Raw genomic sequence first — 14,093 nt, forward strand, 5'->3', positions numbered from 1 at the left:
AGAACAGTCGAATCTTCTTCAGAGGAAAGAACAACGTTGGCATACACGAGAAGGAGGGAACATATGGGATATCATCAATTACCCGAAACTATGAAGGCTGCTGTCATGACAGAGCCGGGGCACATCATCATTGAAGAACAGGCTGTACCACAGCCGGCTGAAGACGAAGTGCTCATTCAGGTGATGGCCGTTGGCGTCTGCGGATCGGATGTGCATTATTTTGAACATGGTAGAATTGGCCGATTTGTAGTTGAGAAACCGATTATACTTGGACATGAATGTGCAGGTATCGTAGCGGCTGTAGGCTCAAAAGTATCACGGCTGAAAGAAGGAGATCGGGTAGCTATTGAGCCTGGGGTAACCTGCGGACGATGCACGGCATGCAAAGAAGGTCGTTATAATCTGTGTCCCGATGTGCAATTTCTGGCGACGCCTCCGGTGGATGGGGCATTTGTACAGTACATGACCATTCGGGAGGATATGGTTTTCCCGATCCCGGATCATCTGTCTTTTGAAGAAGCAGCCATGAATGAACCTTTCTCGGTTGGCATTCATGCTGCAAGACGCAGTAAACTGGCTCCGGGCACTACACTTGCCATTATGGGCATGGGGCCTGTTGGATTGATGGCCGTTGCAGCTGCCAAATCGTTTGGCGTAGAACGCATCATCGTCACCGATCTGGAGGAAGTGCGGTTAGAGGCTGCTCGTCGTATGGGCGCAACCCATACCATTAATGTACGAAACGAGGATGCACAGGCGGTGATCCGTGATTTAACGAACGGCGTCGGAGTAGATACGGCTTGGGAAACTGCGGGGAATCCGAAGGCGCTTCAGTCGGCATTATATTCGCTCCGGCGAGGAGGCAAGCTTGCTATTGTAGGACTGCCTGCACAGGACGAAATTGCCTTGAATGTTCCTTTTATCGCGGACAACGAGGTGGATATATACGGAATCTTCCGTTACGCCAATACGTATCCGGCGGGAATTGAATTTCTGAGTTCAGGCCAGCATGATGTAATGTCCCTGATTACTGACCGTTATTCGCTTGAGGAGACGCAGCAGGCCATGGAACGGGCATTGCACAACAAAAGTGGCAGTCTGAAAGTAATGGTGTATCCGAACGGCAAATGAATCTAGTTCAAAGGAGCCCTGATATTTAGGGCTTCTTTTTTTGTATTTTTCGCCATAAAAGGATTAAACAAGCTTCCATAACGTGGTATAATGCTTGAAGATTTTAATATATAAAATGATACACACCAAATGGGTTAATCAGCATCTAGCGAAAGGAACTGAAGGTTGTGAGAACACATGAATTTATGATTCACTCTGATTTCCACCGAGATGATCTGATGTCTGTATCTTCGCAAGCGTCGCGTTTTGCCTCGGATATTTCATTGTCATTTATGGATGCGAATCATGAGCATCGTGTAGATGTCAAAAGCCTGCTCGGAATGGCGCTTCTCCCCATTCGACATGGCAGTGTGGTGAGATTGCAGACACGGGGAAGAGATGAACTTGAAGCTTTGGAATATATGCTAAATGTGCTGGAGAAGGGCTTAACTTGAACTCTCAAACCTGTGCAAATCACAGTGAATTGTAAAATATTTATCGTTTCTTCAATTCCGACTGGTACTTCGTCCAAAAAAAGAGTATAATAAAATTTAGTTCTATTCTAAGAAGTACCCATATTAAAGGAGTGTAAATAGATTATGCCAAAAGCTGATATCCATCCAAAGACACAAACAGTAATTTTCTTCGATGCAAGTGCTGATTACAAATTCCTGAGTTCTTCGACTAAATTCTCGAACGAAACAATGGAATGGGAAGATGGTAACTCTTACCCAGTAATCCGTGTGGACACTAGCTCCGCATCCCACCCATTCTTCACTGGTAAACAAAGAAACGTGGACATCGGTGGTCGTGTTGATAAATTTAACCGTAAATACAACATCAAATAGGTTGTCCAACCATTACAAAAAAACCTCAGGATTAGTCCTGAGGTTTTTTTGTATACATGCCGATAGGTAAACTCATGTAATTTAGAGTAAAGTAATTTTAATACCCATATATATTCAATTCCTCTAAAATTAATTCAACCAATTATTGCGCTTACAATAGTTTCGGATGTACACTAGGAAACAGAGTCAGACATATTGGAGGAGGAAATAGAGATGAGCAACATCAATCATATGGTAACGTTTACACTTTACGCAGGTAAAGATACACCAGAAGCAGAGGCATTTTTGAAAGAAAGTGCGGATGCACTGGCGAATATTCCCGGTGTAGAGCAATTCCAGGTCCTGCGTCAGGTGAGCGAAAAGAACGAGTTTGATTACAGTTTTTCGATGGTATTCGCCAATCAGGCTGCATATGATGCATATAATGATCACCCGGTTCACCGCAAATATGTGGAAGAACGGTGGGAAAAAGAAGTTAGCCGCTTCCAGGAAATCGATCTCATTCAGCACGGAAATTAATAAAATGATGAGTCTCATTGAACCAAACCGAAAATAGCATGAATTTCGAAAGCGTTTTCCAGTTTGATTAATGAAAATTAATGAGGGTTAAATCATTATTAAATCCTTCTTTTTTCATCACTAAATTTCGTGATTACACATGTGGCTCAAAGGAGGGGACTGTCCTTATGAAATTGGATCTTACAGGTAAAACGGCACTGGTGACAGGCGCAACCGGTCAATTGGGAAGGGTCATCGCTCGTACGTTGGCAGACTGTGGTGCTGATCTCGCGCTGCATTACATAAATAATGATACGAAGGCTAGAGAACTTCAGGTTGAGATTGAAGCCATCGGTCGGAAAACGGTCATTGTTCAGGGCGATATCACGAAGCAGGATACGGCATTTCGGTTGCGGGATGAAATTCAGTCCAGCCTCGGCGATGTCGATATCGTTGTTGCCAATGCAGTCATCCAATATGCCTGGACAACGGTGCTGGAACAATCACCGGATGATTATATAAGCCAGTTCGAATCATGTGTGATGCAGAGTGTGTATCTTGCCAAAGCATTCATCCCATATATGAAAGAAGCCAGAGCTGGTCGATTCATTGGTATCAATACGGAATGTGCGATGCAAAATTTTGCTACTCAATCTGCATATACAGCAGGAAAACGCGGCATGGACGGTTTGTACCGTGTGTTGGCGAAAGAGGTAGGCGAATATCAGATTACGGTCAACCAGGTTGCACCTGGATGGACGATCAGTGAGCGCGATCGCAACAACGAGTCGGGGCATGATGAGGGTTATATTCAAACTGTTCCGTTGAAACGTAGGGGAGAAGATCAGGAAATTGCCAATGCCGTAGCATTTCTGGCATCCGACCTGTCCTCTTTTATTACAGGAGCTTATATCCCAGTCAGTGGAGGCAACGTGATGCCTGCCATTTAATATTGATTTATGGATGTGAATGAATTACTAAACATGCAATGAACCGCTTTTTGAACCATAACAACCCATGATCCGTTTGTCAGTCCATGACAAGCGGATTTTTGTATATATCCATAAATACATATGATTTTGTTTCTAATTTCAAAAGATTGGGGTAAAAGAATAGGTAGTTTAACGCGGTGGAAACATAACTCAAAATAAGCGAATAAAGGAGACCGACTTGTCATGAAAAAAACAATTGCAGACGTTCTGGTCGAAGCACTATTGAACGCAGGCGTCAAACGCATCTATGGTATCGTTGGAGACTCCTTGAATGCGGTACTCGATTCCATCCGTCGTTCGGGTAAAATTGAATGGATTCATGTCCGCCATGAGGAAGTTGCTGCTTTTGCGGCAGGGGCAGATGCCCAAGTGAGCGGAAGTATCGCCGTATGTGCAGGCAGTAGCGGACCGGGAAACATGCACTTGATTAACGGTCTGTACGACTGTCATCGGAACCGTGTACCGGTACTTGCCATCGCTGCTCATATTCCGAGTGATGAGATTGGGAGTGAGTATTTTCAGGCGACTCATCCAGAGTATTTGTTTCAGGAATGCAGTCATTATTGCGAAGTCATCACAACAGCCAAGCAGATGCCACGTTCCTTTACGATGGCAATGCAGACCGCAGTAGCGCGTTCAGGCGTTTCCGTCATTATACTGCCGGGGGATGTAGCAGCTTTAGAAGCGGCTGACCTGCCTGTGCCGGAGCATGTATATCATGCGACACAGCCTGTTGTACACCCTTCCGAACCTGAACTGCGGAAACTGGCGGAATTCCTGAATCAAGGCAAAAAAATTACGTTGCTGTGTGGTGCAGGCTGCGCCGGTGCACGTGAACCTCTGATGCAGCTCTGTGATCGCTTGAAATCCCCTATGGTTATTGCTTTGCGAGGCAAGGAATACCTGGAATACGATAACCCGTATTCGGTGGGCCTCACAGGATTAATCGGATATTCGTCTGGTTATCATGCCATGATGGACTGTGATGTGCTACTGATGCTGGGAACCGATTTTCCGTACCGTCAATTCTTCCCGGAAGATGCGGTTGTACTCCAAGTGGATATTCAGTCTTCACACCTTGGTCGCCGTACAAAGCTCGATTATGGAGTGTGCGGAGACATAAAGGCCACCATTGAAACATTATTACCTTATCTGACGGAAGAGCATAGCGACAAACATTTGCATAAAAGTGTGGAACGTTACGAGAAAGTGCGTAAAGAATTGGATGAGCTTGCCGTAGGTAAACCTGGAAAAACGCCAATTCATCCACAGTATCTAACCAAGGTTATCAGCGATGCTGCAGCGGAAAATGCGATCTTCACCTGCGATGTAGGTACACCTACGGTATGGGCGGCTCGCTATATTGAAATGAGCCGTAATCGTCGATTGTTAGGTTCATTCAGTCATGGCACTATGGCGAATGCTCTTCCACAGGCAATTGGAGCACAGGTGTCTGATCCGGGAAGACAAGTGATTTCTTTGTCCGGTGATGGCGGCATTGCCATGCTGATGGGTGACCTTCTGACGCTTAAACAGCATAATCTCCCGATTAAAGTTGTCGTGTTTAACAACGGTGCACTCAGTTTTGTTGAACTGGAGATGAAAGCTGCCGGATTGCTTGAATCCGGTACCGAGCTCGTAAATCCCAACTTTGCCATGGTAGCTCAAGCGATGGGTCTCGAGGGGATACGGGTTGAAGATCCGGCTGATCTGGAAGAGGCTGTAGAGCGTGCATTGCAGCATGATGGCCCTGTTCTGATTGATGTTGTGGTGAACCGTCAGGAGCTATCCCTGCCTCCGAAGATTAATATAAAACAGGCCGAAGGCTTCACCTTATGGATGATGAAGGCGGTGCTGAATGGGCGTGGCGATGAGCTGATCGAGCTGGCCAAAACCAATTTGCTAAGATAAGTATTAGGTTTTCCTTAGCATTATCGCACTGTGTTCAAGTGTCGATCTGACAAGATAAATACATGAAATTAAACTGTACATCTCACCAAAAAGAAGGGGAATGTTACACGCTTTTATTAAGGAGTTCTCCTTCTTGAGATGTGTGGAATGTGATGAATATTATAGTATGTATTCATATTATATGGTTTGTTTTTAAATTGAAACTCCTTTAAAATAGGTAAAGTCAGGCAGGATTCAAGGCTTTTCACCCTACATATGTTGCATTCCGATGCAAGAACGCTTCATATCGAATTAATAGATCCGATGACAGATGACGAACACACATGGAGGAGATCCAAATGAGTCACAAAGGAAAAGTAGCAATTATCACTGGAGCAGGAAGTGGATTGGGCCAAGCGACTGCACTAAAACTGGCAGAGAAGGGCGCATCTATTGTGGTCGTTGATCTCGTGGCAGAGACGGGTCAGGAAACTGTAAAACAGATTGAGAAGCTGGGCGGTAAAGCCATTTTTGTACAAACGGATGTAAGCAAGGCGAACGAGGTAGAGAATTATGTTAACAAAACGATCGAGGAATTCGGCCGAATCGACATGTTCTTCAATAATGCCGGGATCGCTGGTCCTGGTATCAAACTAATTGAGCATACTATCGAGCAGTTTGACCAAATCATTGATATTAACCTGAGAAGTGTATTTTACGGATTGAAGTATGTGATTACCGAAATGCTCAAAACTGGTGGTGGTTCCATCGTCAATACGGCATCTACAGCAGGTATTGTGGGTGTTCAAGCAGTTGCACCATATGCAGCGACGAAGCATGGCGTAGTTGGACTAACACGTACAGCGGCCATTGAGTATGGTAAAGAAAACATTCGCGTGAATGCCATTGCCCCAGGTACGATTGAAACTCCAATGGTGGTTCAGTTCGGGAAGGATAATCCTGAAGTATTCAAAGCGACCCTTGACAGCATTCCGTCCGGTCGTCTCGGTAAGCCTGAAGAGATTGCCAATCTGGTATCCTTCCTGCTAGGAGACGAAGCTCCGTATATTAATGGCGCTGTTTATCCGATTGATGGTGCTGTAACTGCACAATAAGTCTTCAATTAGACTGAATAAGAAAGAGAGGCAACTGTAATGTTACAGCGCCTCTCTTTTTGCGTGTTATCATTTTTATTCTTGAGCTTAAGCTTAAGCTCCATCATGCCACATTGGAAGATTCGCTCTGTGCTGTTGTGGCCATTGCCGGACGATAGGCAAGAATGATGATGATCATTGCAATTAGCACTCCTGCAGCTCCAATCCAGGTGATGGATGACAATGATACTGAGCTGACGGCGATTCCCCCAATACCTGCACCAGCAGCCATGGCTAGTTGCATAACTGAACTGTTCAGACTTAACATAATCCCGGACGATTCTGGAGCCATTGTAACCAGATTATATTGCTGTGTTGGGCCGGAAGACCAGGCGGAGAAGGACCATAGAATCAACACAATGAAGATGGCCACACCTGAATGAGCCGTGATGTTCAGCATCAGCATACTTACGACATGCAAGGCCATTCCCAGGATAAGTGTTCGCTTTACTCCCATACGATCGGCGCTGTATCCTCCAGATTTGGAACCAATCAGACTTGCGATTCCAAAAGCCAGCAAAGCGGAACTTAACAACGTTTCGCTCATGCCTGCAACAGATACCAAGTAGGGTGAAATGTAGGTATACGCAATAGAATAGCCTCCTAACCAGAAAAAGCTGACAAGTAGCGCAAATCCAATACGAGGTTGTTTGAGGAGCGCTAATTGTTTTTTCAAAGGAACGGGTGCTTCGCCTTCAGATGGCGGGATCGTAGATGCAATAACAATCATGGCAATCACACCCAAAATCGCGATACCTGCAAAAATAAGTTTCCAATCCCAAGCTGCAGCAACCATTCTTCCCAATGGAACTCCCACGATCAGGGATGCGGTAAACCCCGTAATGACCGTTGCGATAGAGCTGGCCTGTTTGCCTGAGGGCGCTATTTTGGCAGCGACTGTCAAGGCTGTTACAACGACGACTCCGGCTCCCAGCGCCATGAGGACACGTGCAGCGATAAAGAGTCCATATCCAGGTAACAGGTAGGCCAAGACATTACCAACGACAAAAAGTCCCAGAAAGTAGAGCAGCAGCTTTCGTCGATCCATGCGGGATGTTAAAGCGATAATGATGGGCGTACCGAGTGCATAAATGAGTGAAAAGATTGTGATCAGCTGTCCCGCAGCAATCAACGATATATTCATGGTGTCCGAGATCCGATCCAGAATGCCCGCAATGACATATTCGGAGGTCCCTACAAGAAAGCTGACCAAGGCTAGGACATAGATTTTCCATGTGTTAGACATGAGTATATAACCTCTTTCTGATTATAATTATTATATTTTTAGAAATATAGAAATAAAGACGAGAGAACAGGATTAAGAAATAACTAATCTACCAATGAGGCAAAGCGAGTACTTAATCTATCAAATGTACCGGATGTTAAGGCAAAAGGGTATTTATACGACTACGATGAGGCTCAGCGGACAAGGTAGCATTACCAATATAATGATTTTATATTACTAGTATTATGGAAATATAAAACAAAAGTTTTACTTCTCCAACAGATATGGAACGAATCTCTGTACAGTGTCCGTATTCAGACTGTAGTAAATATACGTACCTTTCTTTTGTGAGGTCAACAAACCACAATCGGAAAGTTGTTTCAGGTGATGAGATAAAGTGGAGAGCGCCACGGTTACAAGCCGATTCTCTAAATCAGCTGGGCAGAGATTGCTTTCACCCGAAAGGATCTGAATGATTTTATATCGCGTTTGTTCTCCAAGAGCTTTGTGAATTTTCACAGCCTGTTCAGTATCAATCGGATTGGATTGCATCAAAATCGGTCCTTTCGTCTTTATTTCTTATTTCTATAAATATTGAAATAACTTTATCATGTCTTTTGAAAAAAGTAAACTCCCCGCAAAGATCGTTGTTTCCAGTTGAACATGAATCAACTGAAAGCAAAAACCTTTGCGGGGAGTTGGGAAGCCCATCTAAACTCACTTATTACAGGCGTTCAAGAGACTCAACATAATCTTTGGCATCTTTCAATGACAGGTTTCTCGCCTCACGAGCCTTTTTGATTGCAATTATTTTCTTGCCCTGTTGTGCAAGTGCCTGCAATTCTTTATCAAGTTCAGTCAGGTCAGCCTGTGCCGGTGGAAGTGGAGATACGTTCATTGCAGAATCGTTATAACTGAGAGGGGAGTGTGCGGTACTGCCTGAACCATTTTCCAGACGTTCAACATCCCTTTTCAATTCATTCAACTGGGTCTGCAAGCTGATGACGCGAACTAATAAGATAAGAATAAGAAATAAAAAAACGACTAAAACAATGGTGTTTATTTCCATGCAGTCAGGTGCCTCGCTTTCCTTGCTTCAAATACATAACTATTTAAGCTGTACCGGGATCTCCTTAACACCTCGAACAATCATGCCGGGTCTCCATTCAAGTTCATTAACATCCGTCTGCAGCTGCATATCAGGAAAGCGGCGAAGCAGCGTATTAATGGCAATCTCGCCTTCCAGTCGCGCGAGAGGGGCTCCCAGACAGAGGTGAATGCCTTTGCCAAAGGCCAAATGTGCGCTCTTCTCGCGAGTGATATCAAAAACATCGGCATCCTTAAATTTCGCTTCATCCCGATTGGCTGAATCCAGCGCTACAATAACAATTTCGCCTTCAGCGATGTGATGTCCATGAAATTCAATGTCCTCGGATGCCCAGCGGGATGTGCTGAACTCAACCGGTCCGTTATAACGCAGCATTTCTTCTACAGCATTATGGATTAACTCAGGCTGCTTGATCAGCAGGTCGCGTTGTTCCGGATGCTCCAAAAGGGCAAGTACACCATTACCGATCAGATTGACAGTTGTTTCGTGCCCGGCGATGATCAGCAGAGCGACAACACCAAGCAGTTCCTTTTCAGTGAGTTGTTCTCCTGATTCTTCTGCTACAACGAGCTGACTGATCAGATCGTCACCCGGCTGCTCACGTACTTTGGCAAACCAATTATTCAGGTAATCAATGAACTCCTGGGCATGCTTCTCAAACACTTCGGAATGCTCCGCACTTGTCGCATCGATAATGGAATTGGACCATAGACGGAATTTGTCCTGATCTTCAAGAGGTACGCCCAGGATCTCGCTGATCACAATGATCGGTAATGGAAAAGCAAACTCATCAATCAGATTCATCTTATCCTGAGAATTGAGATTATCCAGAAGATCGTCAGCAATATCTTGAATATGGCTTCTCATGCCCTCAATCAATCTGGGAGTAAAAGCCTTCTGTACGAGTCCACGTAACCGGCGATGATCAGGTGGATCGGAAAAAAGCATGTTATGCACGAATATATTTTGTTGATCGGGTCCATAACGTTTGACTACATCCTTACTGAAACGGTTGTCTTTTAATACTTCGACTGCATCCTCATATCGGCTAATAATCCAACCGAAATCACCATGAGGGAACAGGATTCTGTAAATGGGATCATTCTGTCTCAACTTTTCATATACGGGGTAAGGGTTCTGTGTAAATTCTCGGGTGAAGAACTCAGGCTGTGAAGTTTCATTAGTACTCAAATGGTTAATCTCCTCTCATCAAAAGCTCGTAATGTTACGCATCTTATCTAAGGGATCATATGTTAATTTCGGTGGCTTCATACGAAAAGCCTGCACCATCTATATATTCAATATTGGAGCGATTGAAACCTTGTTTTTGACTAACAATTGTGGTATGGAAGGCCTACTTATTTTAGATAGAATATCACATGGAATAAGGAATAAAATCAAAAAGAAATGAAGTAAAGACACAGATTACTTGGCTGTGTTTTTTTTTGTGCGATTGGACTTAAGCTGCTTGAACCATATTACGAGGTGTTTAATGAACTTTAGGGTCGTATGGCCTATAATATGAAGTTTTCTACTACAACAACGTGGATTCAACTTAGTTTTGAATGCAGTCGCCATAATGCAGCGATATAAGTAATTCACAATTATGCTACGAACTATGTCCATTGGCTCAGGAAGAATGCCGATAAGAAGGACGTTTCAACCATTTTTGGCGTTTTCTACGTTCGTTCAAAGGCTGCTGTGATAAGATAAAGCTTAATAAGAACATACGATCTGTTTATGCGAGAGGAGAAACCTTGACGATGGAGATGCTTAAGCCGCCCGCCGAGACACTATATGAGACAGAATTAAGGGCACTGCGAGAAGAAGATACGGGAAAACGCCCTCCAAACTGGCTGCTGTCCCCTACATATGTGCGTGATTTTATTATTGGCAGGGATAAGCCAGCCATATTGGATGGAGAAGAGATTACGATTACGAGAAAATTTTATGGCAACGATGTGCTCATTGAACGTGCAGTAGTGACACTGGCAGGCAATCGTGGCTTGATGCTGGTAGGGGAGCCTGGGACAGCCAAGACCATGCTCAGTGAATTGCTAACCGCAGCCATTTCAGGTACCAGCCTAAACACAATTCAGGGTACGGCAGGTACAACCGAAGACATGATTAAATATTCCTGGAATTATGCCATGCTGCTGGATAAGGGCCCGTCCGAAGCCGCACTTGTGCCCTCACCTTTGTATAACGGAATGAAGAAAGGAATTCTTACTCGTTTTGAGGAGATTACACGTTGCCCCGCTGAAGCACAGGACAGCCTGATCAGTATTCTTAGTGACAAGGTGATGAGTATACCTGAGCTGGATGGTGGTGTGCTGTTTGCCAAACCGGGGTTTAACGTGATCGCTACGGCGAACATTCGTGATAAGGGCGTCAATGAAATGAGTGGTGCGCTGAAGCGCCGTTTCAATTTTGAGACGATCAAACCGATTAGCAGTGTGAAAATGGAAGCCAAAATTATTGAATCCCAGGCGCGAAACCTATTACTACATAGCAAAATAGACACCGAGATTAATTCGGATGTGGTTGAATTGCTGGCCACGACATTTATGGAGCTTCGCACAGGAATGACGCGGGAAGGTTACAAGTTGGATACGCCCCAAGCGTCCATGAGTACGGCTGAAGCCGTATCTGTTTATGTACAGAGTGCAATGACTTCCTATTATTACGAAAACAAGGGAATCGCATTGGATCGGCTGGTGCAAAACATGTTGGGGACGATAGCGAAAGAAAGTGACAAGGATCTGTCCATCCTCAAAACCTACTTCTCCAAGGTCGTGAAGGAGCGGTCCAGAGAAGAGGGAATTTGGAAGGATTACTACGAGGAAAAGAAATGGATCGGTTAAGAGGAAAAGCGGATCTGGATGTTGCCCAGTTAAAGACGCTATTTGAGTCCCAGGTGTATAACCTGAACAACGGAACGCTTTATTTTCCCATACGCCATCATAGTCCAGCCTGTTCCTATCATTTGCTGCGATTGATTGAAGAATACAAGCCGGGCATCATTCTTATCGAAGGACCTGAGAGCGGCAATCCATTACTTCAAGTTCTGGCTGATGAGGCGACCATACCTCCTGTTAGTCTTTACTACACCTATGAGAGTGAAGAGGAGAGAGCGGCCTGTTATTATCCGATGCTTCGTTACTCTCCTGAATATGTAGCGCTGAAAGAAGCAGCTCGGCTGAGCATCCCTGCAACTTTTATTGACCTGGATTATCATCATTTCTCTAAGCCCAACAAGGCAGAACAGCGGGAGAGGTCCATTCAAGACGAGACTTTGCTCGCAGGGTCTGAGTTTATCCACCGTTTATGTCAGAAAACAAACTGCCGAAGTTTCGATGAATTGTGGGAGAACGTATTTGAGATTGGTGGTCTGGAGAAGTCAACACAGGCATTTGTACAGGATGTATTCACGTACTGTACCTTATCCCGGATGTGTTATTCAGCGGAGCGCTTGCACAGTACAGGTGATTTGGCAAGAGAAGCTCATATGAGAAGTCGTATTAAACAGGCTGGGCAAGAGCATGAACGTGTGCTTGTTATCACTGGCGGATTTCATACGTATGGACTGCTGATACCCGAGAATCATGGGACGGACTCAGAAGAGATGACGTTGCAAAAGCATACGAAGGCTCAGAATTCGGTGCATCAGCAGATGTATCCCATGGTCTACACGTTTGCCGAAGCGGATCGGCTGAATGGGTATGCAAGCGGCATGCCTTACGTGAATTATTACGAACAGATCTGGATCCAGCTGCTCCGGCAAAAGAGCTCCGTGTATAATTTGACCGCTTTGGACTTGTTATCACGACTAACCCGCAAGCTGAGGGAAGGACATGAACATGTATCAACCAGCGATGCTATTGAGGCGTACAGTATGGTTCAGGGCCTCGCAGGACTGAGAGGAAAAAGGGAAGGCGGAGTCTATGAGCTGATGGATGCAACACTTTCTTCCTTTGTTAAGGGTGAACTTACGTTAGCTTCAGACAAACCAATACAAGAACTGCACAGATTGCTAACCGGAGATGTCATCGGAAAAGTGGCTCCCAACCCATTCAGTATTCCGATCGTTGAGGATTTCAAAGAACGTTGTACAGAATCAAAACTTCAAATTCGTACTACAGGCCAACATAAGAAAATACTTGATTTATATGCCAAACCAGATCATCGTCGGCAAAGTCAATTGTTTCAATGTATGATCTATCTCGTTCCGGATTTCGCGAAGCGACAATCGGGCCCGGATTGGATTGCACAGCGCGACATGAACCTTGTTCGGGAGACGTGGGTATATACCTATTCATCCAGAATTGAGGCTCGATTAATCGAAAACTCGCTCTATGGAGGCACAATTCGGGAAGCCGCTACGCGCAAGATGGAAGAGGAAATGCAGGGAATACCGGATCATCACAGCGGTGACCTCGCCAAATCCATGCTTCAGGCTCTGCTCATGGGCCTGCAGGATACCGCAATGAAGCTGTATGAACAAGTGAAGTCAGCGCTCCGAAAGGATGGGAATTTCTTGTCGTTGTGCGGAAGTCTGCATATTTTGAATCGAATTCAGCAGCATCGCAGACTTCTTGGGTTGACTAAGGAACAGCAGCTCCTTAATCTCGTGTCCGAAGCCTATAACAATGCCGTGGACAAACTGATGCAGCTCTCAAGAACGAATCCGGATGAACATGAAGCGATTGTCCAGGGACTGAAGCTGCTTGCCATGCTGGCTGAATCGTCCGAAGAGCATTTCCAGGATGAACCATTCCGGGCACACCTGGATGAACTTCTGTCAGACAGCCAGCTTCCGGCACAGCTGGAGGGGGTATGTATTGCCATATCTTCAGGACTTGGCGACAGGTATAGAGAAGAGATCGTGGGTCGAGCACGTGCATACATCCGGGGATCGCAGGAACAGACCCGACAGACTGCACTTTATCTACAGGGCGTGTTCTCTGTAGCACGGGACGCATTTTTATATGAAGATCAGCTTTTATCAGAATTGAACTATATGATCGAGCAGCTTGATTATGAAGAGTTTATTCGTATGATCCCTGAACTTCGTTTGGCGTTTACTTACTTCACACCAATGGAGACAGGCCTGATTGCGGATCGGGTTGCGAGCTTGCATCAGGTAGAGAACGAAGAGATGTCATGGCCTTCCGTTGACGAGCGATTGCTGATCCAGACGAAAACATGGGATGAAGCCCTTCGGAAGGAGTTTGACGCATGGAAGCTGATCTGAATGAGCTCAATACA

At 45.1% G+C, this 14,093-nt stretch carries 13 protein-coding genes; 9 read left to right on the forward strand and 4 right to left on the reverse strand.

Annotated features, from left to right (window positions below):
• Window positions 1-63: 63 nt before the first annotated feature.
• From BLV50_RS06090 to BLV50_RS06120, 7 genes are all read left to right on the forward strand, one after another.
• A complete protein-coding gene (locus BLV50_RS06090) occupies window positions 64-1,131 on the forward strand; it encodes an NAD(P)-dependent alcohol dehydrogenase (RefSeq protein ID WP_090806467.1) in 1,068 nt (355 codons plus the stop codon).
• Between the two features lie 185 nt (window positions 1,132-1,316).
• Entirely contained in the window at window positions 1,317-1,565 is a 249-nt protein-coding gene (locus tag BLV50_RS06095) for an HPr family phosphocarrier protein (RefSeq protein WP_079696156.1), read from the forward strand.
• Window positions 1,566-1,709: 144 nt separating this feature from the next.
• Window positions 1,710-1,958: a type B 50S ribosomal protein L31 gene (locus BLV50_RS06100; RefSeq protein WP_063563876.1), complete on the forward strand. Its 249-nt coding sequence runs from the start codon at window positions 1,710-1,712 to the stop codon at window positions 1,956-1,958.
• Between the two features lie 213 nt (window positions 1,959-2,171).
• Window positions 2,172-2,477, forward strand: coding sequence for a Dabb family protein (locus tag BLV50_RS06105; protein ID WP_063563875.1), 306 nt, complete (start codon window positions 2,172-2,174; stop codon window positions 2,475-2,477).
• Window positions 2,478-2,644: 167 nt separating this feature from the next.
• Window positions 2,645-3,406: an SDR family NAD(P)-dependent oxidoreductase gene (locus BLV50_RS06110; RefSeq protein WP_090806469.1), complete on the forward strand. Its 762-nt coding sequence runs from the start codon at window positions 2,645-2,647 to the stop codon at window positions 3,404-3,406.
• Between the two features lie 225 nt (window positions 3,407-3,631).
• On the forward strand, window positions 3,632-5,359 hold the full coding sequence (gene poxB / locus BLV50_RS06115) for a ubiquinone-dependent pyruvate dehydrogenase (protein WP_064638060.1): 1,728 nt from the start codon (window positions 3,632-3,634) through the stop codon (window positions 5,357-5,359).
• Window positions 5,360-5,697: 338 nt separating this feature from the next.
• Entirely contained in the window at window positions 5,698-6,453 is a 756-nt protein-coding gene (locus tag BLV50_RS06120) for an SDR family NAD(P)-dependent oxidoreductase (RefSeq protein WP_063563872.1), read from the forward strand.
• A gap of 103 nt (window positions 6,454-6,556) precedes the next feature.
• Here BLV50_RS06120 and BLV50_RS06125 read toward each other — a convergent pair whose 3' ends face one another.
• From BLV50_RS06125 to BLV50_RS06140, 4 genes are all read right to left on the reverse strand, one after another.
• Window positions 6,557-7,738 (reverse strand): MFS transporter, encoded by a 1,182-nt coding sequence (locus BLV50_RS06125; protein ID WP_090806471.1) that lies wholly within the window; start codon window positions 7,736-7,738, stop codon window positions 6,557-6,559.
• A 246-nt stretch (window positions 7,739-7,984) separates the two neighbouring features.
• The gene (locus BLV50_RS06130) at window positions 7,985-8,269 is read right to left on the reverse strand and encodes an ArsR/SmtB family transcription factor (protein WP_063563870.1); all 285 of its coding nucleotides are present in this window, start codon (window positions 8,267-8,269) and stop codon (window positions 7,985-7,987) included.
• A gap of 172 nt (window positions 8,270-8,441) precedes the next feature.
• On the reverse strand, window positions 8,442-8,786 hold the full coding sequence (locus BLV50_RS06135; RefSeq protein ID WP_063563869.1) for a ribosomal L7/L12 family protein: 345 nt from the start codon (window positions 8,784-8,786) through the stop codon (window positions 8,442-8,444).
• Window positions 8,787-8,825: 39 nt separating this feature from the next.
• On the reverse strand, window positions 8,826-10,016 hold the full coding sequence (locus tag BLV50_RS06140) for a cytochrome P450 family protein (RefSeq protein WP_063563868.1): 1,191 nt from the start codon (window positions 10,014-10,016) through the stop codon (window positions 8,826-8,828).
• A 572-nt stretch (window positions 10,017-10,588) separates the two neighbouring features.
• On the opposite strand from BLV50_RS06140, the gene BLV50_RS06145 reads away from it, so the two are divergent.
• Together BLV50_RS06145 and BLV50_RS06150 are read left to right on the forward strand one after the other, a co-directional pair.
• A complete protein-coding gene (locus BLV50_RS06145) occupies window positions 10,589-11,689 on the forward strand; it encodes an ATP-binding protein (RefSeq protein ID WP_090806473.1) in 1,101 nt (366 codons plus the stop codon).
• Window positions 11,677-14,079 (forward strand): DUF5682 family protein, encoded by a 2,403-nt coding sequence (locus tag BLV50_RS06150; protein WP_090806475.1) that lies wholly within the window; start codon window positions 11,677-11,679, stop codon window positions 14,077-14,079. Before BLV50_RS06145 ends, BLV50_RS06150 begins: the two co-directional genes overlap by 13 nt.
• The last annotated feature ends 14 nt before the right edge of the window (window positions 14,080-14,093 follow it).

This window comes from Paenibacillus sp. 276b (assembly GCF_900107875.1).
Lineage (GTDB): Bacteria > Bacillota > Bacilli > Paenibacillales > Paenibacillaceae > Paenibacillus > Paenibacillus marchantiae.